Raw genomic sequence first — 26,893 nt, forward strand, 5'->3', positions numbered from 1 at the left:
CCCGATGCGACATGGGTCAGTATCTGAACATTAACCACTTGATCCACATGGCTAAACTGCTAATCTCAGGGAAAAGTCAGTGACCAGAATACAACTATGCGCGCACTTCCTCCCCTGAATGCCCTGCGGGTATTCGAAGCAGCAGGTAAACAGCTTAGCTTTACTCAGGCGGCCCACGTTCTCAACGTGACGCAGGGAGCCGTCAGCCGGCAGATAAAACAGCTTGAGGATTATCTGGGGGTGCCATTGTTTATTCGCCTGCATCACCGTCTGGAACTCACCGACGCCGGCCGCCAGTTACTGAGCAAACTGGAACAGTCATTCAACCTGATGGAAGGTGCAGTACAGGAACTGCGTGACCCGAACCAGCGGCAAAAACTGAATATACTGGTGCCCCCCACCTACGCCACCCGCTGGCTGGCCCCCCGGCTGAGCGATTTCCATCACCGGTTTCGGGAACTGGAACTGTCGGTGCAGGATCAGGCTAACGATCAGATCATCTTTGACTGCCAGATCCGCTTTGGCCAGACCGCCCGTCCGCAGCATTACAGTGAGCTGCTGGTGCTGGAGCAGCATATTGCGGTGTGTGCACCGCAACTGCTGGAACAGGCCCGGCATCTGGAGCAGGAAAATCATAACCTGCTGCATATTCTGCATCAGGGTAAGCGTTTACCGGTGTGGGATAACTGGCTGCAGGCCGCCGGTTTACTGGACCGGATTGACCCTGCCCGGGGCATGGAATTCAGCACGCTGGATCAGGTCATCAATGCTGTTAAAGGCGGCGCAGGCTTTGCCATCATCGACAAACAGATGATCAGCCACGAACTGGCCGATGGCAGCCTGATTCAGTTCAGCGATACCGAAGTCTCCGGCCCCGCCGGTTACTGGCTGGATATCGTCAATGACCGGCAGGGGCTGGCTAAAGTGATTCATTTTACCGACTGGCTCAGGGAAGCAACGCTGACTATTTCGTAATCAGCGGGAAGGGTGTATCCTGCGCGGCAGCTATACCTTTAAGAGCGCATCTTAATCAGCACTCTCAACTCTCAGCCGGAAGACCAAACGCCTGTGACACTGATCGCCAGCCTGCCCTGGTATGACCTGAGCACCAGCCACCCGCAGCTAGATGATTTCTGGCGAACGGCCCGTGCCTGTCTGGCCAGTCACCTGCAGGAAGGCAGCGACCTGTTACCGCGGCAGCTGGACCGGACAACCCCGCTGGAAAGCCAGTGGCAAAGCCCGGACCTGCTGATCAGCCAGTGCTGCGGCCCGGACCTGTTTACCCCGCATGCCGGTGAACTGATTCCCGTTGCCCGGCCGGTATTCAGCGATCTTGACTGCCAGCCGGGCAATTATTTCAGCCATATCGTCACGGCTGCCTCACCCCGGTCGGGGAAACGTCTGGTGGTCAATTCACCCAGCTCCCGTTCCGGCTGTAACGCTTTGCTGGAGTGGTTTGCTGCACAGGGCTGGCAGGCGGACCAGTATCTGATCAGCGGTTCCCATGAAGCCAGCCTGCAGCTGATCCGCGACGGTCTGGCAGACTATGCCGCCATCGACGCCCATTCATGGAACCTGCTCAGTCAGGCGGATACCGACAACGGCATTGTCATTATTGACCGCAGCAGCGAAGCGCCGGCACCGCCTTATGTGACCCACAGGCACGGCAAAGTATCTGCTGAACAACTGTGCGCCGCGCTGAGTCAGGCTGCGGCCCGGCATGGCGGATCACTGGGCATCACCGGTATTCTGCCGACCGGTATCGACGAGTATCGCAGTATGCGCATTCCGGCGGCGACCGGCTGGCGCTGCAGCGCCCCCCTTGCTGACCATCCTGCCGTGCAAACGGACGACAACCTGCCCTGGCAGATTTCCTGCTCCTGAGCCTCGCGGCGACTATTATTAACAGCATCTGTTCGTAAAAAAACCTCCGCCGTCAAAGGAGAATCTGTATGCTGCACATTGAAAACGTTAATCATATTGGTATCCGCATCCGCGACAAGTCCCGCTCGGTCAGCTTTTATGAACAGCTGGGATTCCAGTTCATGACCGACACCGGCTTTGATGAAGGCCATCCGGTCGTGATGCGTCACCCCAGCGGCGTAGTACTCAACCTGCTGGGGGCACCGCAAATCAGTGGTGACTGTAATATCCTGATGGACCTGCCGGAGAAATATACCGGGATTACCCACATCGCCCTGACCGTCAATTCCCTCAGCGACGCCCGGCAATTCATGAAAACCAGTAACATTGCCGTTACCGGCAGTTTTGAGATCCCCCATATGGAAGCAATTTTCATCCGTGATCCGGACGGCAATGTGATAGAACTGGATGATTTCGTCGATAATCAGACAACCGGTACTGACGGTTTCGACCAGCACGTATAATCCGTCACCGGTGTTTAAGGCTGAACCGTCAGCGTGTTTCTTGCCAGTTGCATTAATGACAACGAAGTCACACGCTCAACCGAAATAGTGGCAATCTTTTTTTCTGATTCTGTCGGGAATACGCACCAGGAATCATCACTGTTCTGATACCAGTCTGTGAGGGTATGGTAAGGCGACCGGCACTGATCCGGGTTCATTTGCCATCCCCAGATCATGATCATCGGCACCTTCATCATCTGGAAAATATGACACGGGCCGCAGTCATTTGAGAGCGTCAGTGCCGAAACGTTCGCCAGATCAATTAATTCGCGCACCGGCGGAGACACAATGATGTCGTAAGGATAACCCGCCAACAGCTCCCCGATCTGTCCGGCTTTCTGAGCCTCCTGCGGGCCTAATACAACGCCAATCCTGCGGATGTTATCCGCGTCATCAAAGATTTGTTTCGCCGCCTCACAGTACTTTTCAACCGGCCAGACTTTAAACGCCCCGGCACCGCCCCCCGGCACCAGGGTAAGGCAGGTTTTCTCTCCGGAAACGCCCCTGCCTAACTCTTTAATGATGGTGGTATCAAAGTCAGTGCCTAATGCCACATTAGCGAGTTCAAGATTATTGATCGCGATATATTGCTGGCCCTTATCTACCAGCATGTGTTGCGTATAAAGGCTGAGTTTATGGATGAGGCCTGAATCACTGAATGCATATTTATCCGGCACCCGGGAAGCCAGTACTGCCAGGTGGATTCTCTCTGAGCCGGAATACACATTGAATACCGCGTCGTAGCCCCCGCGGTTCAGACTTTTGAGTACCTTAAGAAAATTCCAGCCCTGATAGTTAATCAGATCATCAGCAACACCGGCATCCACTAGCACCTGACTGTTCCCGGACCGGGTATACACCGTTATATACACCTCCGGGTGCTGCTTCTGTAGTGCATACAGCATGGGGATCTGCGTGGTGATATTGCCAAACTGATCACGATTAGGCACAAATACCGCAACGTTTTTCATTCTCAACCTGTCCTTTACAACCCACTGACTTACTGAGAAAGGGTATCCGATGAAATGTTGATAACCGGTAAAATACCGTTGCAACACAATGAAAACTTAGCGGCAAGCTTAACGGTCACAGCGTCCATGAACATGGCTAAACCTGTGGTGGGCCAAGGTTCGCCGACAGCGTCAGCCGGGGGATTGCTGAAACCTGCCCACTGCTCACCCGCGCAGACAAACCACTCCATCCCTTGACCGGCTACCTTTCTTCCCACGACAAAACCCGCCGTCTGCACGACATAAACACGCTATGTGATAGAAAACGTTCACTTTTTTCAGGGAATTTTTGTAAAGTTATATTTTGTAAAGATATGGTACTCTCGGTAACGCAGCCTCAGTGAGCAGTATAAAAGCTGCAGGCACCGTCACCGCTGAGTTCAGTTTGACCAACCGGAAAATCCGCCTATGATCCTCAAGCCCGACCACGACGGCATTTTTACAATCTCTTTTTTACTCTTGCCGGAGTACGCCATGGTTGGGTTACTGTCTGCCATCGAACCGCTGCGGGTCGCGAACCGGTTTGCGGGCAGGGAGATTTTTCGCTGGCAGCTGTTATCGGATGACGGCGAAAGCGTGAACGCCTGTAACCAGTTAGCCATCCAGCAAACCCAGTCTATTCAGGATGTCGAAACCCCGAAAAACCTGTTTGTATGTGCCAGCTTTAACCCGGAAAAATACATCAATGAAACCACCTTATCCTGGTTGAAAAAACTCTACCGTAAAGGTTCGGTGCTTGGTGCGATGGATACCGGCTGTTATGTGCTTGCCGCCGCGAACTTACTGCGAAATCAGCGCTTTACCCTGCACTGGGAAGCTGTTCCGGCGTTTCAGGAAGATAACCCCGGGGTGGAAATCAGCAACGAACTGTTTGAAATTGATAAAAACCTGATTACCTGCGCCGGCGGCACGGCAGCCATCGACATGATGCTGCACATTATTCAGGCAGAATTTGGTCATGACCTGGCAATTAATGTTTGCGAACAGTTTATCCAGAGCGGTATCCGGCAAAAATCGGCCAAACAGCGCATCGGCCTGGCAGCCCGTCTTAAGATTCATCACCCGCGTCTGTTAAAGGTTCTGGCCAAGATGGAAGCCAACATCGAAAACCCGCTTTCACCCAGTGAACTGGCGGAACATGCACATTTATCAGTGCGGCAACTTGAACGGCTGTTCCGCAGCCATCTGGATAAATCCCCCACCGGTTACTACATGCAGATCCGGCTGGAACGGGCGCAGCAATTATTGCGGGAGTCGCACCTGAGTGTTGCTGAAATCGGCATCGCCTGCGGCTTCAGCTCAGCCCCGCATTTTACCCGCAGTTACCGTAACCAGTTTCAGCTCAGCCCCAGCGAAGACCGCTAACGGGCTAAGCCCGGCATCCAACAGGGAGCAGAACAGATATGATTACCGTCGCACGCTTTTCTTTCCCCTACGAAGCTCACATTGCCCGGGCCAAACTGGAATGTGCCGGCCTGACCCCTTTTATCGCAGATGAACATACCATCAACATGCAATGGTTATATTCCAATGCGATGGGAGGCGTCCGGCTTCAGGTACCCGAGGCTCAGGCAGAAACCGCACTGGAAATTCTCGCAGAAGAAAATGAAGCCGCGCTGGTAGAAGAACAGGGCTGCGATACAGCTCCCTGCCCGGCTTGCCATAGCCACAACACTGAATACTATCAGTTTGGCCGCCGCTGGACCTTCCTTTCAATCATGTTACTGGACCTGCCCATTTTCCCGATACATGACGGCATAAAATGCCGCGACTGTGGCCAGTGCAGCAAAACCCCACCTGATACTGACAACTGAGTGGACAGCCAGCTCCGGTTTACCATCGTTATCATTATCTGAAACACGCAAAACTGTATACAGAACAATATACAGAAACAGCCCGTAAGGCCTGTAAAACCGTGATCTGCAGCAGCTTTTCAGAGGATATAAATACCAAAGTCGCAGAAGCCCAAACTAAGCCTCTGAACAACTTGACTGCGGCCTTAAGACCGGCTAAATTCCTGCTCCAATAGTAAACACGGATTTAATTTTGGCAACTTTCGCTTCTTTTGATAAACGCAACGATAAACCGGGCAAAATTCCTGGCGATTCGGCGTGCGTGTGAAGTAGCGAAAGACAGCAAAAAATCACATACGAAAACCGGTCGCAGGCGCACCGGTTTTTTTTTGCTTGTGTGCTGTGGCCAATAACAACCCAGGAGTTGAACATGTACCGCGGATCCTATGTCGCCATTATCACCCCATTACGCGACAACCAGCTGGATGAAGATGCCTTACGTAAAATGGTGAACTGGCAGATCGAACGTGGCACCAACGGCCTCGTGCCTGTCGGTACCACCGGCGAATCGCCAACCCTCAACGAACAGGAACACAAGCGTGTTATCGAAATCGTTGTGGAAGAAACCGCCGGCCGTGTACCTGTTATCGCAGGTGCCGGTTCCAACAACCCTGTGGAAGCGGTTGAATACGCCCGTCATGCACAGGATGCCGGCGCCGATGCCCTGCTGTGTGTTGCCGGTTACTACAACCGTCCGAACCAGGAAGGCCTGTACCAGCACTTCAAACTGGTGCACGACAGTGTTGATCTGCCAATTGTGATCTACAACATTCCGCCACGGGCAATTGTCGATGTGCTGCCGGAAACCATGGCCCGCCTGGCTGAACTGCCACGGGTAGTGGGTGTAAAAGACGCCACCGGTGATCTGTCCCGCATCTGCCAGGAACGTCTGCAGATCAGCAAAGAATTTTCTTACCTGTCCGGTGAAGATATGACTGCACTGGCGTACAACGCCTCCGGCGGTCACGGCTGTATTTCTGTGACGGCTAACGTTGCACCGACGCTGTGTGCACAGATGCACAAAGCCTGTCAGGAAGGTAACTTTGCAGAAGCACTGGCCATTCACGACAAGCTGGCACCGTTACACAATGCCATGTTTGCAGAGCCAAGCCCTGCCGGTCCTAAGTATGCAGCCTCACTGTTAGGCCTGTGCACTGAAGAGTGCCGCATGCCGGTCATGCCGCTGTCTGAAGAGACCAAGCGTACGCTGGAAAGCCTGCAACACCTGATGGGCTAACCCCCATACGCAACACTCCGGGTTATCGCGGTCAGGCCTCTGTTTTAGCACAGAGTACTGACCGCGAAACTCCCGTCTGTTCAGCCACCCTCCTGATCAGCCATTCCTGACCATAGCCGGATACGCCGGATTTCATCCGCGCTGATCCCCAGCGACTCCAGAAAGTCCTGATGGGCTTCCGGCATCTGTTGTTCAAACTGGATATGCCAGTTATGCTGCGCCTGTTCATCCATTCCGCTGGCTTCCAGCACCGCCACCCAGGCATCTTTATCCAGCGCCCGGGTCTGTGCCTGCATCGCCGGATCGCCCAGCAAGGTCAGCAGTATTTGCTGCTGTTCCCGTAACCCGGCAATTTCCTGATTAAGATGCTGTAATCGCTGCTGCAGGATATTACCCGCCGACTGGGGTTCACTTTCCAGCAACCGGGCAATGGCTTCCAGTGTCAGACCGGCCTGCCGGTAACGGCAGATATCTTCCAGCCGCTGCAGATCCTGCCCGTTATACAGGCGATAATTCGCCGCACTGCGGCCACCAGGTTTTAACAGGCCGATTTTATCGTAGTACAGCAAGCTGCTGCGGGATAAGCCAAACCGGCGGCTCAGTTCACCAACGGTATACATAACCCCCTCCTTTTCGGCTGCACGTCCCGCAGCCGCTTCAGTTAAACGCCGGCAAACGGCTGCAGGTCCGGCTCAACCCAGCCCGCTTTTGCGGCTTCTGAAAACAACACTTCCTGACGATAGTGACGCAGCAACAACTGCTGAGCATCGGTCAGTAAATCGGTATTCCTGTGAATAAAAGTCTGCCAGTCAGCCGCCTGACATTCGCGCTGACGCTGTTCCAGTATCTGCAACAGCGCAGCGGTAATGGTGTAGTGAAACTTATCATCCGCCCCCAGACTGCCGGCATAACGGCGGATGCCTGCAACCAGTTTTTCCAGCGCCACCGCCGGACCATATTTATCCACATACAGCCAGGCAATACGGATATGGCCGCGGTGATCAAAATGAGCCGGTGATAAACTGCAGTCTTCAAACTGTGTCATAAAGTCGGCGTCTTGCAACATAGTGTCTGGCATATCATCTTTTCCTTTCAGCTCAGTGTAAAACGGCGAGCCTAAACTATGAAGCTGTAGTCAGGTAAAGCAGTAAAAAGACAGACAAAAAAAAACCGGTGGCCTTCAATTGCAGAAGGGCACACCGGAAAGTCGCTACACACGCGAACAGGTTCTCAGAGCTGCCGGTTACGGCCATTCTCTGTAACAGGCAAATCATACATCCGCTGCAACTCGGCAGCTTTATATGCCATATAACTGTGCAGAAACCGGTCCGACAAACGTAACAGCCGGCGCCATACATTCATCGGCTTCTGCGTTGCAGGTAACGGCTGTAATTTAATTTCCTGCGTGATGTTCATCAGCTACCTCCTGTCAGATTTATGCTGTCATGCACCCGATTGATGGAGGTAGAATAGAGCAATATTGGGCGTTAAAAAGATCCACTATTTTTTATATATCAGACCCACTAATGAGAAATAGCCGTTCTTTCAACAGCATGACCGTAACGGTAGCAACGGAAAAGGCGACGCTCTTATAAGGCATATAAACAACACACACTGTTTCCGCTTTCAGCAACTAAACACCTGAATGTTTGCATTTATCTACAAGGATCTTTACCGCAGGATGAAGCACAGACTTGCCGAAAATAGCGGCCAGACCGCTGCAGGTCTCCGGAGCCCAACACCACTATCTGAGGTTTGTATGAAATATAAAAATAATATATCCACAGCCGTATCTCTGACCGCCGCGCTGGTCATTGGTAGCAGTACCGGCAGCTTTGCAGCCACTGACTGGAAAATCGCCGGTGGCGATTCCGAAGGCAGCTCACAGCATGCATTTGGTCTGAAATTTGTGGAACAGCTGGAAGCCAAAACCAACGGTGAATTCACCGGGACACTGTTCATGAACAGCCAGTTAGGCAGCGAACAGGACACTGTTGTTGAAGCGGGTCTGGGTACCCTGGACTTCTCAATTCTGGCCATTAACAACGTCACCCCCTTCTCCCCGACCGTGGGCATTTTCACCCTGCCATATGTCATCCAGAGCCTGGATGAAGCCCAGCTGCTAACCCAGGGTGAGGTGGGTGCAGAACTGGTGGAAAACACAGTTAAAGATGCCGGTGTACGTATCGTTGGCTGGGCCTATACCGGTTTTCGGGTACTGACCAACTCCAAGCAGCCAATCGAGACACTGGAAGACCTGCAACAAGTGATCGTGCGGGTACCGAAAAACGAAATCATGATTGATACCTACAAGGCATGGGGCGGTAACCCGACACCTATGGCATGGTCTGAAACATTTACAGCGCTTCAGCAAGGCGTTGTAGACGGTCAGGACAACCCTTATGTCACGGTAGATGCTATGAAGTTTGATACCGTGCAGAAGTACGTAACGAATATCCGCTACATCTTCTCCATTGAGCCACTGATCATGAGCGAAAGCGTCTATCAGGAGCAAACGCCTGAAGTACAGCAGGCCATCGTTGAAGCCGGCAAAGCAGCGACTAAAGACAGCGCTGAATTCCTGACCGCCAACGAAGCCCGTATCAAACAGCAGCTGATCGAAAAAGGCATGATCATTAATGATCCTGCCAACGGTGAAAAAGAGTGGATTGAAAAAGCCACCACAGCTGTATGGCCTAAGCACTATGAAAGCATTGGCGGTAAGGACAAACTGAACCGCGTTCTGCGCCTGCTGGGCCGCGACGAAGTTTAATCCTTAGGTTTTATAACTTCGCTTCATAAGTAAAATTGCCCTTCCGGCTCATGCCGGCAGGGCTTTTTTCGGTTACTCTAAGACCAACCTCAGCCGCTAAGTTATGACCGCCATGAAACGTACCAGCCTCTCCGGACAGATTGCCGATATCGACCTGAAACTGTTACGGGTATTCAAAACCGTGGTGGAATGTGGCGGATTTTCTGCAGCCGAAGTGGAACTGAATATTGGCCGCTCAGCGATCAGCCGGCAAATGTCTGATCTGGAAACCCGGCTGGATATGCATCTGTGTTTACGGGGACGTTCTGGCTTTCAGCTCACCGAACATGGCCGGCTGGTGTATAAGGCCACGCAGGAACTGTTAGTCGATCTGGAAAAATTCCGCGCCAATGTGAATGCCGTCCACAGCCGTTTAGTCGGCGAGCTCACTCTGGGCCTCACCGACAACATGCTCACGGACGCCAATTCCGCAGTAACGGAAGTACTGGGTAAATTCCACCAGCAGGAGCCCGAAGTTAAAATTAATCTGCAGGTTGCCTCCCCGAATGAAGTGGAACGGGCGGTCATTGAGGGCCGGGCCAATATGGGGATTATCCCCCAGCATCACATCCTGCCCGGGCTCGAATACCATAACCTGCATGCGGAAACGTCACTGTTTTATTGCGGCAACCGTCATCCGCTGTTTGAACTGCCGGAAGCAGACATCGACATGTCCCGGATCAGCCAGCATGATTTTATCGCCCCCGGCTATACCCACTCATTCCTCCTCAAAGAACAGTTTCCCCAGCTAAAAGCCGCCGCCACCTCCTATCAGGTTGAGGGCATCGCCACCCTGATTCTCAGTGGTCAGTACGTGGGCTTTCTGCCGGATCACTACGCTGCCCTGTGGGTGGAAAAAGGCCTGATGCGTCCTCTGTTGCCAGAAACTCTCAGTTATCAGGTGCCGTTTAAAATCATCGTCCGCCGTGACGCCCGGCCAAACCTGTTAAGGGCTGCGTTACTGGGAGCATTTGAAAAGGCGGATTAGTTTCCAAAACCGGAAACTTTACCCGTCATAATTGCCATTTAACGACACCTGTCCCCGTCTTACAGTGAATTTTTGATCATTGAGGTGAGGAACTCATATGTCAGTTACCCAGGACAATCGTTTCAGCCCACTGGCATCCGAGTCAGTACCCCGTTATGCAGGCATTGCCACCTTCATGCGCCTGCCCCACTACAGCATTGCCGAAGCACCCGATGCCGAAATCGGCCTGTACGGCATCCCCTGGGATGGCGGTACCACCAATCGCGCCGGCGCCCGCCACGGGCCACGCCAGATCCGCGACGCCTCGGCCCTGATGCGTAAAGTTCACCCGGTACTGAATATCAGCCCGTTTAAGCTGGCCCGCTGTGCCGACTTTGGCGATGCGCCGGTAAATCCGCTGGCGATTGAACCCACGCTGGATATGATCGAAAACTTCGTGGCCGAAATGGTCGAACATAACATTATGCCGCTGGGTGCCGGCGGGGATCATCTTGTCAGCCTGCCGGTATTACGGGCGCTGGCGAAAAAGCACGGGCCGCTGGGCATGGTGCATTTTGATGCCCATACCGATACCTGGGACCGCTATTTCGGTGACTGTAAATACACCCACGGCACACCGTTCCGCCGGGCAATTGAAGAAGGTCTGCTGGACCCGAAACGCATCGTGCAGATCGGCATCCGCGGTGGCCTGTACAGTGAAACCGATGATGACTGGGGGCTGGAACAGGGCATCCGTGTGATGCGTATGGAAGAGTTCACCGAACTGGGAGTTGCCGGCGCACTTAAAGTCGCCAGAGAGGTTGTGGGCGATCAGGCCACCTATATCAGCTTCGATGTTGACTGCCTTGATCCGGTCTTCGCGCCGGGTACCGGTACCCCGGAAATCGGTGGCCTGACCACTGTTGAGGCCCAGCAAATGGTACGGGGCCTGCGGGGGCTTAACCTGATCGGTGCGGATCTGGTGGAAGTATCACCGCCCTTTGATCCGAGCGGTGCAACTGCACTGGTAGGCGCAACCCTGATGTGGGAAATGCTCTGCCTGCTGAGTGAAAAAGTCTCACAGGACAGAACTGAATAACCCCTGTGGATGGCCGGCCGGAGCTCACCTCCGGCCGCGTACCTGTCAGTTATAAATCAGCTACACCGGCGCGGATCTGCGAACGCAGTATTACCAGTTCCGGGAACCCGTAGAAAAAGCAAATTTTCTGCTCCGCAATGCTCACCTGACAGTCTTCCGGCTGCTCTTCCTCAACGAATATACTAAAACTCTCAGCGATGTCTTCAGCTGGATTGGTCGCAGCGTATTCAGCCAGGAAATGGTCGCGGTAACGGCTGTGCAGCACTTCCGCGGACTCCTCCTCAGCTTCACTGACCATCTGCGCAGTCCAGAACTGCCGGACAAACTGATTGATGTACGAACCTTCCCGGGCACACCCTTCCTCCAGCTCAATCCGGTTATCACAGTCAGTATAATCAACCTCTATCTGCTCATGATTGAGGGTAATAATATGGCCCAGCTCATGCACCAGTACAAAAACAAGATTTTCCATATCCAGCCGGCTCTGTAGATCGACCGACTTCTCGTCTATAGACAACTGCCATTCCCGCAGCTCATCATCAATGGCAATCACTGAGGCCCCACCTTCGTTCTCCGGACCGCTGACATAATATTCCTGCACCCAGGCTAATTGCTTTCCCGGTACGATCGCAGTGAATATCTGCCAGATTTTTTCTGCCCGGGGCCGGTCAATCTGACGGGGTAAATAGCTGTCAGCTTCTTCGATCCTGCCATCATTTGCCCAGTAGAGAATATACGCTGGCCCTTCTTCAGTCAGAGGCGTTGCCCAGACAACGCTGTATATCCCCAGCAACAATCCACAACTGAGTACACCTGCAATCCAACGTTTAAGCATCTGCTCCCTCTCTGTTCGTTCTTAATACCCGTTCGTTCCGTCACATTCTGTCCGGCTCACAGAGGCTTACCCCTCATGCGCCGGTAACAGCACAAACTTACCCACATGCTGTTTGGTCAGAAATAATTGCTGGGCCGCAACAATCTCCGCCAACGGAAAAGCGGCCGCCAGCAAAGGCTGAATGTCACCGTTTTCAATATAAGCAATCAGGTTAGGAAACACCGGCTCATCCCAGGCAGTCGTGCCGATCAGTCGTACGTCTTTCAGATACATATCCCGCATATCCAGATCCACCACCGGCCCGGCAATCGCGCCTGAAGACACCAGCCGTCCTCCCCGCTTCAGTAACTTCAGCATAGTCGGGAACCCCGCACCGGCGACGTTATCAACAATCACATCCACCGACTGTTCACCCAGCAACGCCAGTAAATCTGCATCCCGGGCCAATAACTGATCAGCCCCTAACGGCTGCATCTGCGGGTGTTTATCTGCACCGGCAACGGCAATTACGGTTGCCCCCCGGCGTTTGGCCAGCTGCACAGTGGCGGAGCCTACACCCCCGGATGCGCCAGTTACCAGCACCACGTCTCCTGCTTTCACGTCCGCCCGGTGCAGCATGTTTTCTGACGTACCATAGGCACAGGGAATGGTACCCAGCTGGGCATCGCTCCAGTCACAGTCAACAGAAAATACTTCTGTGGCGGGCACTTTTACATACTCGGCAAATGCTCCGTCAAAGTCTGATCCCATCCAGATATTATCCAGGTTGTCATAACCATGTTCCCGCATACAGGCCCGCACCAGTACCCGCTTACCCAGCAACCCCTTATCCACACCGGCCGCCAGCCCAACCACTTCTCCACAGCAGTCAGTCCCCTGAATAAACGGAAACGGGGTTTCTTTATTCCAGCCACCGTCACTGCTTTCGGGGGTTAAACCGTCATCAGAGGCCGCACTGGTCGATTCAGTCACCGATGATGAATACCAGCCCAGGCGGGTATTGATTTCAGTATTATTGATCCCGGCTGCCAAGACCTTCAGCAGTACTTCGCCCGCGTTTAATTCAGGCACCGGCACATCTTTATATTCCAGTCGCTCATAACCACCATTACCTGTGGTGACCACAGCTTTCATCATCTTCGCCATCATCGCTCTGCCTCTGCATCTGACTGATAAAAAAGACCGTATCCACCTTACAGCGGATACGGCCAACCTTGACAGAACTTTTTGTGAAAAGCAGCCTCTCACGCTACAGACAGTTTAGCCCGGGCAACTGCCTGCTTACGTATCCGGAAGCCATAGCCGGCAATCGCCGCAAAGGTACCGGCCGCCAGAAACACCCAGTGCACGCCGGCCATAATCAGGGCTGAGCCCAGCGCCACTGCCGCCAGCTCACTGCCCATAGAGACAGAACGGTACATGCCCATAGCCTCTCCCTGTTGCGCCTCACTGGCTTCATTGGACACCACCAGTGAAGTTGCCAGCTCGCTGATGGTCATACCGACACCGGTGAACAATAAGGTCAGTGCGAAGCCTTCCAGCGTACTCATCAGGGGCAAGCTGAGCATCCCCGCCGCCATCAGCGCATGGCCCGCCATCCCCAGATTCGAAGTTGTCATCCGGGCCTTTAACCGGGCGCCTGCCCAGCTGCCAAACATCATCGGAATGCTGATGCATACGGCACTCCAGGCAATCTCCCGGGGGCCAAAATCAAAGACATCCACGGTGTATACGTTGAAGTATGAAAAATACATGCTGATTGCCAGGTAACTGAACAGCGTCAGCGCAAACAGCGGGGCCAGCTTCGCATCCTTTAACAGCGCCCAGCGGGAACTCTGCTGATGTCTGGCCTGCGCCTGCTGTCGCTGCTCCGCATTGGGCTTAGTGCCCGGCAGCCAGAGCGTGATCATCAGCATATTCACCAGCGCAAGCGACATTCCAAACATGAATGGCAGGCTGTAATCATTCCAGGCATAAGCCGCATAACCGCCACTCAGGGGGCCGATAATCCAGCCCAGATTCAGGGCCATATTAATCCGCGCGAACAGCCGGGGTTTACTTTCAGGCGTGCTTATATCCGCGGCGATGGCCTGAGCAATGGCCACATTGCTGTTAAAGAACCCCGCCCCCAGACGGCTGATCACCAGTAACCATAAACTGCCGGTATGAATCGCCACCACCATGCCCAGATACCCGGTAGCGACCCCCAGCAAGGTAAACTGCAATACCTGCTTGCGGCCGATCTTATCGGAATAACGGCCAAATAACGGCGCACCAAATAGCTGCCCGATGGGGTACAGCAAGATCACAGCCCCCAGCCACCAGACCCGGGCAACCTGATCCAGCCCGTGCAGCGCGGTAAATAATTCTTTTTCGGTATCCAGAAACAGCGGCGTCAGTACCGGCGCTGGCATACTGAAACCGGCCACGGACAACAGTACCGTCAGGCAGATTGCCCATTGCAGTGAAGGGGAATAACGCATAAGCCGCTCCTTAATTTCTGATCCAGCTATTAAATAAACAAAATACTTTATTTATTCTGATAACAGATACTTATTAAGTAAAGCTTTTAGTTGATTAAATAAATTAATCCCGCATAATTGATTTTATGAATGACAGCAGCGACCGTATTCTCTATCTCCTCAAAACCAAAGGCCCGCAAACCGCCGCGGCACTCGGTAAACTTCTGGACATCACCTCCATGGGTGCCCGCCAGCATCTACTGACACTGGAAGAACGCCAACTGGTGAGCTGGGAAGATATTTCCGCCGGCCGGGGACGCCCTTCCCGGTACTGGCAACTCACCCCTCAGGCCTGGCAGCAGTTTCCGGACAGCCACGGTGAGTTGATGATCACCATGCTCGATTCAATTCAGACAGTATTCGGGGATGCCGGGCTGGAACAGCTGATCAGCCAGCGGGAGCAGCAACTGGACAGCCAGTACCATGCAGCACTGACAAACTGCCCCACCCTGACAGAAAAACTGGAAAAGCTGGCCGAACTGCGCAGCCTTGAAGGCTACATGGCACAGTGGCAGGAAGATGAAGAAGGCTACTGGTTCATTGAAAACCACTGCCCGATTTGCGCGGCAGCCCAACGCTGCCAGAATTTTTGCCGTTCAGAACTGCAACTGTTTCAGTCACTGTTCGCAGCACAGGCGACGGTTAACCGGGAGGATTATATTCTCGACGGCGCCCGGCGCTGCTCCTACCGGATAAGCCCGTTATGACGGTTTAAAGATATTCATACCGGTTCACCACCGGCGCAGTTATGTCCCAGCGGCCGGATACTCCGGCACGGATCACCACCCGGTGGCCCGGTGCAATCGCAACCCGGTCACCAAACTGCGTGTGAATCACCGCTTCACCCTGTTGCACAATGAATTGCACATCCTGATCGTAATCATAGGCAAACTCACGGATCTCACCGCTTTCCCAAAGCTCCCAGCTCTGACAGGCAGCCTGTTCTTCTGCGCCGGTGTTATGGACTTCAATCATTTTCTCAGACATTCGGTGTTACTCCGTTCACTGCAGTTTGATCTGATAATTGCCCGCCCTCCGGCGGACGGCTGAAATACGCCGGCGCCCGCTCTGTTACCGTCGGTTTATGCAGCAACAGATCGCTGGCTTTTTCTGCCAGCATAATAGTGGCAGCGTTGATATTGGCGCTGGGCAGCGAAGGCATGACCGAGGCATCAATTACCCGCAGATTCTGCACACCGCGTACCCGCAGCTGGCTGTCGACCACCGCCATGACATCCTCCTCCGTGCCGATTTTGCAGGTACCGCACGGATGATAAGCACTGGCGGCATCCTCCCGGATAAAGTCATCCATCGCCTTCCCCTCGCGGATATGAATCCCCGGGGTATCCTCGCGGTAATGATAAGGCTTAAACGCCGGTTGCCGGGCAGCTTCCAGCCCCAGATTCATAGCTTCACGCATGACCCGCCAGTCTTCATCGGTGGCCATATAATTCGGGTCGATACGTAACGGATCAGTGACTTTATTACTGCGTAGACGGACATTGCCCCGGCTGGTTGGCCGCATCGGTCCGACACCGATCCGGTAGCCATAGGTGGTCGGCACCGGAATCCAGTCTTTATCGAAAAACACCGGGAAGAAATGAAACTGTATATCCGGATGGACCGTCTCCGCTGAACTATTCAGAAACGCGCCAACATGGCACTGATTCACCGCAGCAACCCCTGTTTTTGCGCCAAACCATTGCATACCCGCCCATAACATCCGGTGCGGCTGCAGCTCCCGGTTAAGAGAAACCGGCTGCTTGGTTTCAATCTGGATATGGCACTCGAGGTGATCCTGCAGGTTTTCCCCCACGCCCGGCAGGTTTACCTTACAGTCAATATCATGTTCGGCCAGATGTGCGGCAGGGCCTATTCCCGACAGCATCAGTAACTGTGGCGAACCGAATACTCCCGCACATAACAGGGTTTCCTGATCCGCTGAAACATCCAGTACCTGTTGCTGATACTTCACCTGACAGCCGGTCACAGCGGTTCCCTGAAGGTTTACCTTCAGTATCTGGCAACCGGTCCAGACTGTGAGGTTATCCCGAGCTGGCATATTATGCAGATACGCAAAGGCAGTGCTGTTGCGCACCCCTTTCTTCACACTCATTTCAAAGCGGGAGACCCCTTCCTGCTGATAGCCATTTACGTCCTCCGTCAGTGGCCAGCCGGCTTCCTGACCAGCCTCCAGAAACGCTGCATTCAGCGGGCTGAGCTGTTCCTGACGCTGTACCCCGACCGGACCGGCGGTACCGCGGTAAATACTGTCCACCGTGCTGTTTTCTATTTTTTTAAAATACGGCAGACAACTTTCCCAGTCCCAGCCCTCGGCTCCTTCCTGCTGCCAGCGGTCATAATCCAGCGGATGCCCCCGCAGCCAGGTCATACCGTTGATCGACGAAGAGCCTCCCAACACCCGGCCACGGGGTTGCTGAATTTCCCGGTTATTCAGATGCTTTTGCGGCTCGGTATGAAACCACCAGTTATATTTGGAAGTAGGTTTGAACGCTGACCGCAGGCCGGCAGGCATTTGCAGAATCCAGGATTTATCCGCGCTGCCCACTTCCAGCAGCAAGACCTCATGACCGGCATCCGCCAGCCGCCTTGCCACCACACAGCCGGCAGACCCGGCGCCGGCAACAATATAGTCATATCGTGTTTGCATAGTTGTCATCTCATTATCCGGCCTGAAACCTTCACTACAGCGCTTCAGATCCGTTAATTCAGTTACAAATCACTATAAGGCCCGAATCTGCATAAATATATTTAAATTGAAATAAGTATTACTTAAATATAATTTATAAAATTAAACTCAACCGACGACCTGCAAACAGCCTATGCGCCACCTCGACCTGAACCTGCTCATTACATTTAAAGCCATTGCGGAATGCCACAGCCTGACCCAGGCCTCCCAGCGGGTAAACAAAACCCAGGCGGCGATCAGTATTCAGCTGAAAAAACTTGAAGAGCTCACCGGCTGTAAGCTTATTGAACGGGGCTATCACAAAGCCGTGCTGACTAATGACGGGGAAGTTTTACTGCAGTACGCCCGGCGGCTGCTCAGCCTCAGCGATGAAGCCATCAACGCCCTGAATCCTGAAGAGGTCCGCGGCACGGTCCGGTTCGGCATTCCTGATGATTATGCCAGCCTGATCCTCAAAGAAGCGGTACAGGCCTTTGCCAGCCGTTATCCGGGGATCCGTCTGGAGATCCGTAACGATATCAGCCATAACCTGTTTAAAGGTCTTGAAAATGGCGATCTGGATCTTGCCCTGGTCACCCAGCGGGAAACCGATGCCGGGGGCAAGATGCTGCGGCGCGACCCGCTGGTTTGGGTGGCCGACAAGCACTTCACCATTCCACAGGGCCCGCTGCCTCTGGCACTCTACCCCCACGGCTGCGGCTTTCGCAAAAACATTCTGGATGCCCTGAGCAGCAGCCGGCAGGACTATTACATCGCCTTCGAATGCACCGGTGTCACCGGGGTTAAAATTGCCGTGGACAGCGGCCTGGCCATTGCCGCCACCGCGCCGGCACTGATTCAGCCAAACTGGCGAATCATCAGTCAGGATGAATACGCCCTGCCCCGGCTGGACGCCATTGTAATCGAACTGCGGCACGGAAAATCAGAACCGGATACCGCCGTAAAATGCTTCGCTGAGAATATCCGTGAACGGCTGTGTGACGTGTAAAAAAACCGGATATTAACAGCGGTTTTTCCGGCTGCTCCAGACATCGGAAAAACCAATAACAGCCATCCGTATTTTCCATCTGACATCCTCATAAAAGCAGCTAGAATGCAGTTTCTCATGGGATGTTCATCCCATCAGGCAAGACCCGGTATAACTTCAGAAGACACTGTTCACACAGGCCATTATCTCAACTCATGGGAGATGAGGTATTTGCATTTGGCTGAATACACAACAGCCACTACCGTGACAGTTTTTCAGACCCTCCAACCGCCATTCAGGAGCAGGGACGATCATGAACCAGAGCTACTTAAAAGGTGCTTTACTGATACTGGCTGCCGGCCTGTGTTACGCCTTCCAGCCGATCTTCGCCAAGGTTGCCTATGAGGACGGCGCCAATGCCATCGCCCTGATGCTACTGCGTTTCCTGCTGGCTGCCTGTCTGTTGCACCTCTATGTATTCCGGCAGCGCAAGCGTCGCCCGGCAGCTGAACTGACCCGGACGAATGTCGTAAAAATACTCGCGGTCGGCATGCTGGTCGGCGTCGGTGCCATGTGTTATTTCATGTCGCTGGAACGGCTGTCGATTGGCCTGGCGACTCTGCTGTTCTATATGTTCCCGCTGTATATCTTTGTGTTCTCGGTGATCCTGCGGCTGGAAACTATGTCGTTGCTGAAACTGGCTGCGGTACTGCTGGCCATTGGCGGCGTTTATATCAGCGTGGACCTCAACGGTGACCTGCCTGTGACCGGCATTTTATTAGGCTTATTTGCCGGAGCCATCTATGGCATCTACATCATGCTCAACAACCACTTTCTGGCCCATCAGGATACGCTGAGCAGTATCACTTGGGTCAGCAGCGGCGCGTTCGTCTGCTTTGCGATTCCCTCCATGGCCGGTCAGGCGGTTTTCCCGGACAGTATGCAGGGCTACGGGGCGGTGCTCGGGCTGGTCTTCATCAGCACCCTGCTATCACTGACCCTGTTCCTGAAAGGCATCCGCCTGATTGCCCGTTCGACAGACACTTCCGTACTGGCGATGACCGAGATCGGCACCACCATGCTGCTGGCATGGCTGTTGCTCAATGAACAGGCCAGCAGCCGGGAAATTATCGGTGCGGTTGTGATCTTCATTGCCGCCCTGATGATCCTGATGACCGGGCGTAAGGCTGCAGGTCAGACGGTTTAAACGCCCTGCTGTTGCCGCTGCCGGTCCCGGCTGGGGCCAATACCGTAATGACGGCTGTAAGTACGGGAAAAATGCGCGCCGGATTTAAAACCGCAACGGCTGGCAATCACAGCGATATCGCCGCCGGACTGATATAACAGCCGGCGGGCGGCCTGTAAGCGCATTTTCATGTAGTAGGCACTGGGGGTCATTTCGAAATGCGATTTGAACAGACGCTCCAGATGGCGGACCGACACATGCACCCGGTCTGCCAGCTCGCTGCTGCTCAGAGGCTGTTCGAGGTGAGCCTGCATCATGTTCACCGCCCGGTGTAAGCGCAAATCCGCCACACTGCTCAGCCCGTCATCACCATTCAGCGCCCACTTCCCCGGCAACATCATCGCTTCAGCCACCGCAGCAGCAACCGTGCTGTTAAATTGCTGATCCACAAAGCTCAGCATCAGTTGCCCCGGAGCTATCCCTCCGGCGCTGCTGATACAGTCAGTCGTTCCGTCTGCCAGAATGTAAGGTTTATCGGAAATCTGTATATGCGGGTACAGCCGTGAGAATTGCTGTGCCGCCGGCCCCTGCATACTCACCATGCCGCGGTTGAGTAAGCGGGCCTGCGCCAGTAAATGACTGCCACCGCCAATGCCGGCAAATACAGTCTGCTGCCGGTACAGCGTCTGTAACCACCAGCACAGTAATGGATAATTTTCCCGCCACAGCTGCTGGCCGGCAATCACGAAAAGATTGGCCGGTACTTCGTACTGATAGTCTGCACTGGGCAGAATCAAACCGTTACTGGCAGGAACAGGAGCCGCTGAGTTACCCAGCAAATGCCACTGATAACACTCGCGGCCCAGCACCCGGTTAGCCAGCCGTAACGGATCAATCGCCGCCTGCAGCGACGCCATGGAATAGCCGGGTAAGAGCAGAAAAGTCAGCCGGTAACGGCCATCCGGTTCGGGACGCAACATAGCAACATCCCCGTTCAGGCCTGGTCTTTACGCTGGCGGATCTCAGCAAATACTTCGGCAGGCGGTCTGCCAGACAGACCTAACTGTGCCTGCAAACCGGGAACATCCGCCCGCATAAACGGGTTGGTCTGACGTTCCTGTAAAACACTGGTGGGCAGGGTTGGCAGCCTCTGTTCCCGCAGCTGTTCGACCGTCTGACAGCGCTGCTGCAACTGCTGATTATCCGGTTCCAACGCCATGGCAAACCGGGCATTACTCAGGGTGTATTCATGGCCGCAGTAAACCGCGGTTTCATCCGGCAGATTGCGCAGCGCCAGCATGCTTTGCCACATTTGTTCAGGAGCGCCTTCAAACAGGCGGCCACAGCCCATCGAGAACAGGGTATCGCCAACAAACACCGCCTGCAGTTCCGGCGACCAGTAACAGACATGCCCCAGCGTGTGCCCCGGCGTGGCAATCACCTGCACGCTGATCCGGCCCAGCTGCAACACATCACCGTCATCAGCTGCCCGGTCAATACCGGGAATCACGTCCTGATTCAGAACCGGGCCGATAACCTCACAGTTATAGCGCTGTTTAAGGGCAACGTGGCCATCGATATGATCCCAGTGATGATGGGTGGTCAGAATGTAGTCCAGCTGCCAGCCACGCGCTTCCAGTTCAGCTTCGATTACCCGGGCATCCGGAGTGTCGATGACTGCGGTGATGTTATTTTCCGCATCATGTATCAGGCAGCAATAGTTATCCTGCAGGCAGGGTAACTGCACAATTTCGGCATTCAGCATAGTCAGGGTCCGTCATGTCATTTTTATTATGGTGTTACAGATCTAATTTCAGGCGGGGTGTCCGTGCCCGGGAGCAGCACACCATCAGCACGTTTTGCTCGGCTTTTTCCGCATCGTTCAGCACGCTGTCACGGTGGTCCGCTTCGCCTTCCAGCAAATCCACTTCGCAACTGCCGCACAGACCTTCCTTACACATGGTCTCGATCTCATGGCCTGCGTCCTGCAACACTTCAAGAATCGTCTGGGCTTCACCGACCTGCAGGGTCTCACCGCTGCTGGCAATCTCAATTTCAAATGCCTCGCTGACCGCATCGTCCGCCACCGGCGCAGCACTGAAACGCTCAAAATTCACCTCAATATCCGGCAAAGATTCCGCGGCATCCAGAATGGCCTGCAACAGCCCTTCTGAACCGCAGGTATACACCCGGGTCGGCTGGTTCTGCAGGCTAAACAACGCGCGTAAATCCAGCCGTTTCGCGGCATCGCCGTAGCTGTAATGAAATTCCACAGCACTGCCAAAGGTCTCTTCCAGCCAGTGACGAAACGCTGCCTGTTCAGGGGTTCTGCACAGGTAATGCAGAGTGAAAGGTTTGCCGGCTGCCTGCAGCTGCAGGGCCATCAGCATAATGGGGGTAATGCCGATACCGCCGGCCAGCAGCAGGTAATTGTCACCGCTCATGTCCAGCTCAAAATGGTTACGCGGCCCGTGTATTTTCAGTTCATCCCCGGCTTTCAGTTGCCGGTGCATATAATCAGACCCGCCGCGGCCATCCGGCTCATGTAACACAGCAATCCGGTAATGATGACGCTCCGCAGGATCACTGCACAGGGAATACTGACGGATCAGGTCATTGCCCAGTAAAACATCAATGTGGGCACCGGCAGAAAAGTCCGGCAGTTCACTGCCATCAGTGGCTTCAAGGGTATAGGCGCGGATCTGACCGGCGACATCCTCTGCCGCCGTGATACGGGTTGTGATTGGCTGAGAAGACATTCTTCACCTCCGGGCAGCCGGTATCCGTAGCATGTGTGCCACCAGCTGACATATATTCTTGGTATTGGGGTTATGGACGGGGAGCACAGCCGGTGCTCCCCGTGACCGTTCAGGCCGGGGTGGTATCCACCCACCGCCTGACCGGCAGGTGCTTACATATCTTCAGGGTCGATGCCCGGTACTTCGGTGATACCCAGCTGCTGCTTCCAGTCCACCGGATACACGGCGTAGAAGATCACGCATTTCTCATCACACTCGTACTTAACGTCCATGCCTTTAGGCATGTACAGCACGTCACCCGGCGCACACTGGTACGGTTCGCCATCGGCGATCAGGCGGAAGTTACCTTCCTTAACGAAGATGATTTCATCAACTTCCAGATTCCATGGCACAGACACGTTGTTCAGGAAGTTCACGCCACCGGCCATGCTCTCGCTGACCTTAGTGTTCACCCAGGGTTTGATATAGGTGCCACCCGGTTCCAGTTCGACCAGACGGTTCTCAATATCTGAAAACTTAAATAACGTTGGTGTAGGCATAACAGTTATCCTTTTTTGGATTTATTGGTTGGATTCAGTTGTAGTACTTAACTCTGTTCAGGCATCTGAACTCAGCGGTTCACCGGCTCGTTCAGTTCGATGACATAACCGTTCGGATCTTCAACGAAGCCCAGCATGCGGGTGCCATGGTTCATTGGCTTGGCCGGGCTGCGAATGGTTACCCCTTCAGATTCCAGATACGCCATGGCCTCCACCACGTTGTCGGCGTTGAACGCCAGGTGGCCGTAGGCATTGCCTTTGTCGTAATCGGTTTCCTGATCCCAGTTGTAGGTCAGTTCCAGTGTGGTCGTTACGTTTTCCGGACCGAAGCCAACAAAAACATTGGTAAAACGGCCGGCCGGATATTCGGTATTACGCAGCACTTCCATGCCGAGAATCCGGCAATAGAAATCGAGAGACTTTTCCAGATCACGCACCCGGATCATGGTGTGATCTAAACGGAATTTATTAGCTTGAGACATCATTCACCCCACTCAAAAACCACAGGCAATCATCCTGCCTGTGCAGATAAAATGGCCGGAGATAATGGCCTCCGGCCCGGTAATAATTATTCGCTTAACGCGCTGACAACCTGCTCCTGGAAGTTACGCACACTGCGCTCCCAGTGCGGTGACAGCACACCGCCGGTCCGGGCGACCTGAGACTTACGGCCTTCCTGTAAACGAATGCACATTTCATGGTCTTCAATGTGTACATCCACCCACAGCTGCTTGAGTTTTTCCGCCGCTTCGGCATCCAGTTCGGTGCCGTCGGTCATATAAATCGCCCGGCGCTGCAGGGTTTTATCCGGCCCCAGCGGCACATTCAGATGAACCCCCATCTGATCCGGGAAATACCGGCCGAATACGAAGTTAGGGAACAGGGTCAGATAACGGGAGCTGACCGCCAGTGTATTGCCACTGCCATCGCCGCCCTCTTCACTGTCATCCAGATCAACCGCGCTGCCCTGGCAGTGACCGTCATCCACGATGTAGTGGTCAACCAGTGGCTGATCGGTCGTAGAGGCGTGCACAAACTGCACGTGGTACGGCTCAATGAAGTTCTCCATCAGGAACTTCCAGTTGGTGTCCACCACCCCCAGATCGATCACGCCAACCAGTTTGGCCTGATCAAAATCCATGCCCTGCAGGCGGTTTTTCACCGGTGCGATAAAATCTTCGAATGGCTGGGCATCACCGCTGATGTTGACAAAAATCCAGTCATACCAGACTTCACAGCGCACCGGCGTCAGGCCGTGTTCTTTGGCATCAAAACCGTCCGGTACAGACTTAGGGTCATCACCGCCGAAATAAGGCGTGGTACGCAGTTCACCGTCCAGACCGTAAGCCCAGGCGTGATACGGGCACTTCAGCATCCGGCCGACGTTCATTGGCTCATCGACCAGTTTCAGGCAGCGGTGACGGCACACATTGTGGAATGCATTAATCTGATTATCGCGGTTACGGACCAGCAGCACCGGGCTGTCGCCCACATTCACCGGCATCGCATCGCCGGCATTGGCCATTTCATGGGCAAAGCCCACTAATACCCAGTTATTTGGAAACAGGCGGGCTTTTTCTTCCGCCCAAAAGGCTTCACCGGTATAGGCTTCCGGTGGCAGACCGCGTTTTACTTCACCCGGCTCATTGAAGGCTTCCAGGCTGGCGCTGGCCAGATCAGTTGCAATCAGGGACATGATTGTTTTCTCCGAACATTATTGTCGTTATATCGGGGGCGCTGCAGTGTGCCTGATGCAACGGTCTGCAGACGCGTCATAAGGTCTGGTCAGGCACCGTTGCAACTCAGCAGCAATGCCCTAGCTGGCGAATAAAAATTTATCAGGGAGGTAATACACAGGCCCAATTCAAATACCACACAGGTCATGAGCCTGACTCATGAGCGAGCCTGAAAACGCTTTTCAACGGCCACGCTTACACTATAAAAACTAAATTATTTCAAACAGATAAAAGCGCTTTTAAGAATCTGATACCGGCGACATTAACAGCGGGCACGCTTGTCTTTTCCGGACAAAAAAAGTCGTTATCCGGGCGCTATTAGTTGGCCTCATACCCTGTGTGAAATTTGCATTGGGCGATGTATTCAGCGCTTGCTAGGTTGTAAGTTCTGGTCAGTCGTAGCTGGCGAAACCGGAACCAGCTGAACACTGCACAACAGTGTTTCAGGATGATCCTCTTTATCTCACTACAACAATAAAAGAGCGGCATCAGGCCCCTGAGTATTCACACTCAGTTGCCCGCGCCGGGAGAGATTATGAACAACAAAAACAACAATACAGGCATTGCCGAGTCGGGGCTTTTCTCCGGCATCAATCCTTCTATGGGGATTCTGGCAAAAGGTATGGTCGTCGCATTTCTGGTGTTTACCATCATGAATGTCGACTATGCCGGCGGGGTTTATGCCGACATCAAAAACTGGATTCAGACCACCCTCAACTGGTATTACGTCAGTCTGATCAGCGTGTTCTTTTTCCTGAGTATCTGGCTGACCACCGGCAAGATGGGCAGCTTACGACTGGGCGCAGATGATGAACGCCCGGCTTTCAGCTTCTTCTCCTGGTTCGCCATGCTGTTTGGCGCAGGCATGGGCATCGCCATGCTGTTCTGGAGCATTGCTGAACCGATCTTCCACTTTCAGGGTAACCCCTTCATGACCATGGCCGGTGTTGAAGCTGGCAGTGCAGAAGCGGCTCAGATCGCCATGCGCATATCCTTTTTCCACTGGGGTTTCCACGGCTGGGCCATCTACGCCATTGCCGGCTTAGCCATGGCTTATTTTGCCTTCCGCAAAGGCTTACCGCTGACTATCCGTTCAGCGCTGTACCCGATTCTTGGGGATAAAATCTACGGACCGACAGGTCATGCGGTTGATCTGCTGGGTGTCTTCGCCACCATCTTCGGCGTTGCCACCTCTCTGGGCCTGGGTGTTTCTCAGATGAATGCCGGCCTTAACTACCTGTTTGGCATGGAAATTTCAGTCATTAACCAGGTGATTCTGATTGCGGTGATCTCAGTTGCAGCGACCTTCTCTGCGGTTTCAGGGGTTGCCAAGGGCATCCGCATTCTCAGCGAGCTGAACATCAAGCTGACCGCTATTCTGTTCCTGTTCTTCCTGTTTGCCGGGCCTACGGTCTTCCTGCTGGGCTTCTATGTCACCAGCGTCGGCGACTACCTGTGGAACATGATTCCGATGGGCTTCTGGACCGATCCTAATCCGGAAAGCCAGTGGCAGGGTTGGTGGACAGTCTTCTACTGGGGCTGGTACATCTCCTGGGCACCGTTTGTAGGGATGTTCATTGCGCGCATTTCCCGTGGCCGTACCGTCCGTGAATTCCTGTTAGGGGTCATTCTGGTACCCTGTCTGGTGAGCTTCCTGTGGCTGTCACTGTTCGGCGGTACCGCGCTGCACATGGAACTTTATGGCGACGGCGGCATTGTGGCTGCGGTTAATGACAACCTCACAACCGCACTTTACGTCACGCTGGAAGCCCTGAACATTGAATGGGCTACCTGGGCGATGGCAGCACTGGCCACCCTGATGATTCTGACCTGGTTCGTCACTTCCGCCGATTCAGGCACACTGGTGATCTGTACCCTGCTGTCGATGGGCAGTGAAAACCCACCGCATAAATTCCGGGTTATCTGGGGTCTGGGCGTGGGAGCTGTTGCAGCAGTGCTCTTGCTGGCCGGCGGGCTCAAAGCCCTGCAGGCAGCATCCGTTGCTGCCGCATTACCGTTCTCAATTGTCATGATCATGATGATTATCGGCCTGCTCAGCTCCATGCTGACCGATTCAGACTATGTGCCTTCCCAGAAGACTGCACCGTCTGAACCGGACAACCTCAGCCTGAATAAACCGGCTCAGGCTGGCTGATTCATCCGGCAATAAAAAAGGGCTACTGAGTAGCCCTTTTTTTATGACAGTTTGTTACCACACCCGTTTTGATGACATCC

At 53.9% G+C, this 26,893-nt stretch carries 28 protein-coding genes; 13 read left to right on the forward strand and 15 right to left on the reverse strand.

The features are described from left to right. Positions 1-96: 96 nt before the first annotated feature. From PCI15_RS19585 to PCI15_RS19595, 3 genes are all read left to right on the forward strand, one after another. Entirely contained in the window at positions 97-975 is an 879-nt protein-coding gene (locus PCI15_RS19585; protein ID WP_271271597.1) for a LysR substrate-binding domain-containing protein, read from the forward strand. A 93-nt stretch (positions 976-1,068) separates the two neighbouring features. Beyond that, entirely contained in the window at positions 1,069-1,884 is an 816-nt protein-coding gene (locus PCI15_RS19590; protein WP_271271598.1) for a phosphate/phosphite/phosphonate ABC transporter substrate-binding protein, read from the forward strand. 68 nt (positions 1,885-1,952) lie between these two features. Next, positions 1,953-2,387 (forward strand): VOC family protein, encoded by a 435-nt coding sequence (locus tag PCI15_RS19595; RefSeq protein WP_271271599.1) that lies wholly within the window; start codon positions 1,953-1,955, stop codon positions 2,385-2,387. Positions 2,388-2,401: 14 nt separating this feature from the next. Here the strand turns inward: PCI15_RS19595 and PCI15_RS19600 are convergent, their stop codons facing one another. Then, positions 2,402-3,397, reverse strand: a complete 996-nt coding sequence (locus tag PCI15_RS19600) for a glycosyltransferase family 9 protein (protein WP_271271600.1) — start codon at positions 3,395-3,397, stop codon at positions 2,402-2,404. Between the two features lie 447 nt (positions 3,398-3,844). Between PCI15_RS19600 and PCI15_RS19605 the strand changes: the two genes are divergently transcribed. From PCI15_RS19605 to dapA, 3 genes are all read left to right on the forward strand, one after another. Beyond that, on the forward strand, positions 3,845-4,801 hold the full coding sequence (locus PCI15_RS19605; protein ID WP_271271601.1) for a GlxA family transcriptional regulator: 957 nt from the start codon (positions 3,845-3,847) through the stop codon (positions 4,799-4,801). Positions 4,802-4,839: 38 nt separating this feature from the next. Further along, positions 4,840-5,250, forward strand: coding sequence for a putative signal transducing protein (locus PCI15_RS19610; protein WP_271271602.1), 411 nt, complete (start codon positions 4,840-4,842; stop codon positions 5,248-5,250). Between the two features lie 409 nt (positions 5,251-5,659). Then, complete coding sequence (dapA, locus tag PCI15_RS19615; RefSeq protein WP_271271603.1) at positions 5,660-6,526, forward strand: 4-hydroxy-tetrahydrodipicolinate synthase; 867 nt, start codon at positions 5,660-5,662, stop codon at positions 6,524-6,526. A gap of 80 nt (positions 6,527-6,606) precedes the next feature. On the opposite strand, the gene PCI15_RS19620 is transcribed toward dapA, so the two are convergent. From PCI15_RS19620 to PCI15_RS19630, 3 genes are all read right to left on the reverse strand, one after another. Then, positions 6,607-7,146 carry a MerR family transcriptional regulator gene (locus PCI15_RS19620; protein ID WP_271271604.1) on the reverse strand — a complete coding sequence of 180 codons (540 nt, stop codon included), beginning with the start codon at positions 7,144-7,146 and terminating at the stop codon, positions 6,607-6,609. A gap of 41 nt (positions 7,147-7,187) precedes the next feature. Then, complete coding sequence (locus PCI15_RS19625) at positions 7,188-7,604, reverse strand: hypothetical protein (protein WP_271271605.1); 417 nt, start codon at positions 7,602-7,604, stop codon at positions 7,188-7,190. Between the two features lie 152 nt (positions 7,605-7,756). Then, positions 7,757-7,942: a hypothetical protein gene (locus PCI15_RS19630; protein WP_271271606.1), complete on the reverse strand. Its 186-nt coding sequence runs from the start codon at positions 7,940-7,942 to the stop codon at positions 7,757-7,759. A 343-nt stretch (positions 7,943-8,285) separates the two neighbouring features. Here PCI15_RS19630 and PCI15_RS19635 point away from each other — a divergent pair, with 343 nt between their 5' ends. From PCI15_RS19635 to speB, 3 genes are all read left to right on the forward strand, one after another. Beyond that, a complete protein-coding gene (locus PCI15_RS19635; RefSeq protein ID WP_271271607.1) occupies positions 8,286-9,299 on the forward strand; it encodes a TRAP transporter substrate-binding protein in 1,014 nt (337 codons plus the stop codon). Between the two features lie 112 nt (positions 9,300-9,411). After that, positions 9,412-10,326, forward strand: a complete 915-nt coding sequence (locus PCI15_RS19640; protein ID WP_271271608.1) for a LysR family transcriptional regulator — start codon at positions 9,412-9,414, stop codon at positions 10,324-10,326. 97 nt (positions 10,327-10,423) lie between these two features. Then, positions 10,424-11,404 carry an agmatinase gene (gene speB, locus PCI15_RS19645; protein ID WP_271271609.1) on the forward strand — a complete coding sequence of 327 codons (981 nt, stop codon included), beginning with the start codon at positions 10,424-10,426 and terminating at the stop codon, positions 11,402-11,404. A gap of 49 nt (positions 11,405-11,453) precedes the next feature. Here speB and PCI15_RS19650 read toward each other — a convergent pair whose 3' ends face one another. From PCI15_RS19650 to PCI15_RS19660, 3 genes are all read right to left on the reverse strand, one after another. After that, a complete protein-coding gene (locus PCI15_RS19650) occupies positions 11,454-12,239 on the reverse strand; it encodes an ImmA/IrrE family metallo-endopeptidase (RefSeq protein WP_271271610.1) in 786 nt (261 codons plus the stop codon). Between the two features lie 66 nt (positions 12,240-12,305). Further along, positions 12,306-13,388, reverse strand: a complete 1,083-nt coding sequence (locus PCI15_RS19655; RefSeq protein WP_271271611.1) for an alcohol dehydrogenase family protein — start codon at positions 13,386-13,388, stop codon at positions 12,306-12,308. A 95-nt stretch (positions 13,389-13,483) separates the two neighbouring features. Then, a complete protein-coding gene (locus tag PCI15_RS19660) occupies positions 13,484-14,722 on the reverse strand; it encodes an MFS transporter (protein ID WP_271271612.1) in 1,239 nt (412 codons plus the stop codon). A 125-nt stretch (positions 14,723-14,847) separates the two neighbouring features. Here PCI15_RS19660 and PCI15_RS19665 point away from each other — a divergent pair, with 125 nt between their 5' ends. Continuing rightward, the gene (locus PCI15_RS19665; RefSeq protein ID WP_271271613.1) at positions 14,848-15,468 is read left to right on the forward strand and encodes a helix-turn-helix transcriptional regulator; all 621 of its coding nucleotides are present in this window, start codon (positions 14,848-14,850) and stop codon (positions 15,466-15,468) included. A 4-nt stretch (positions 15,469-15,472) separates the two neighbouring features. Here the strand turns inward: PCI15_RS19665 and PCI15_RS19670 are convergent, their stop codons facing one another. Both PCI15_RS19670 and PCI15_RS19675 read right to left on the reverse strand, forming a co-directional pair. Continuing rightward, positions 15,473-15,748 carry a cupin domain-containing protein gene (locus tag PCI15_RS19670; RefSeq protein WP_271271614.1) on the reverse strand — a complete coding sequence of 92 codons (276 nt, stop codon included), beginning with the start codon at positions 15,746-15,748 and terminating at the stop codon, positions 15,473-15,475. Next, positions 15,741-17,432, reverse strand: a complete 1,692-nt coding sequence (locus PCI15_RS19675; RefSeq protein ID WP_271271615.1) for a choline dehydrogenase — start codon at positions 17,430-17,432, stop codon at positions 15,741-15,743. Before PCI15_RS19675 ends, PCI15_RS19670 begins: the two co-directional genes overlap by 8 nt. A 172-nt stretch (positions 17,433-17,604) precedes the next feature. Between PCI15_RS19675 and PCI15_RS19680 the strand changes: the two genes are divergently transcribed. Continuing rightward, a complete protein-coding gene (locus tag PCI15_RS19680; RefSeq protein ID WP_271271616.1) occupies positions 17,605-18,459 on the forward strand; it encodes a LysR family transcriptional regulator in 855 nt (284 codons plus the stop codon). A 292-nt stretch (positions 18,460-18,751) separates the two neighbouring features. Then, the gene (locus PCI15_RS19685) at positions 18,752-19,645 is read left to right on the forward strand and encodes a DMT family transporter (protein ID WP_271271617.1); all 894 of its coding nucleotides are present in this window, start codon (positions 18,752-18,754) and stop codon (positions 19,643-19,645) included. Here PCI15_RS19685 and PCI15_RS19690 read toward each other — a convergent pair. From PCI15_RS19690 to PCI15_RS19715, 6 genes are all read right to left on the reverse strand, one after another. Then, positions 19,642-20,604 (reverse strand): GlxA family transcriptional regulator, encoded by a 963-nt coding sequence (locus tag PCI15_RS19690; protein ID WP_271271618.1) that lies wholly within the window; start codon positions 20,602-20,604, stop codon positions 19,642-19,644. The two genes, PCI15_RS19685 and PCI15_RS19690, sit on opposite strands and share 4 nt — an antisense overlap. Before the next feature lie 14 nt (positions 20,605-20,618). Next, positions 20,619-21,389 carry a hydroxyacylglutathione hydrolase gene (gene gloB / locus PCI15_RS19695; protein WP_271271619.1) on the reverse strand — a complete coding sequence of 257 codons (771 nt, stop codon included), beginning with the start codon at positions 21,387-21,389 and terminating at the stop codon, positions 20,619-20,621. 34 nt (positions 21,390-21,423) lie between these two features. Next, entirely contained in the window at positions 21,424-22,383 is a 960-nt protein-coding gene (locus PCI15_RS19700) for a PDR/VanB family oxidoreductase (RefSeq protein ID WP_271271620.1), read from the reverse strand. A gap of 152 nt (positions 22,384-22,535) precedes the next feature. Continuing rightward, positions 22,536-22,922, reverse strand: a complete 387-nt coding sequence (locus tag PCI15_RS19705; protein ID WP_271271621.1) for a EutQ-related cupin domain-containing protein — start codon at positions 22,920-22,922, stop codon at positions 22,536-22,538. A gap of 71 nt (positions 22,923-22,993) precedes the next feature. Further along, positions 22,994-23,404: a lactoylglutathione lyase gene (gloA, locus tag PCI15_RS19710; RefSeq protein ID WP_271271622.1), complete on the reverse strand. Its 411-nt coding sequence runs from the start codon at positions 23,402-23,404 to the stop codon at positions 22,994-22,996. Between the two features lie 86 nt (positions 23,405-23,490). After that, positions 23,491-24,618, reverse strand: coding sequence for an aromatic ring-hydroxylating oxygenase subunit alpha (locus tag PCI15_RS19715; RefSeq protein ID WP_271271623.1), 1,128 nt, complete (start codon positions 24,616-24,618; stop codon positions 23,491-23,493). A gap of 575 nt (positions 24,619-25,193) precedes the next feature. Here PCI15_RS19715 and PCI15_RS19720 point away from each other — a divergent pair. Further along, entirely contained in the window at positions 25,194-26,813 is a 1,620-nt protein-coding gene (locus PCI15_RS19720; RefSeq protein ID WP_271271624.1) for a BCCT family transporter, read from the forward strand. The last annotated feature ends 80 nt before the right edge of the window (positions 26,814-26,893 follow it).

Origin of the sequence: Aliamphritea hakodatensis, assembly GCF_024347195.1 — a bacterium.
GTDB classification, from domain to species: Bacteria; Pseudomonadota; Gammaproteobacteria; order Pseudomonadales; family Balneatricaceae; genus Amphritea; species Amphritea hakodatensis.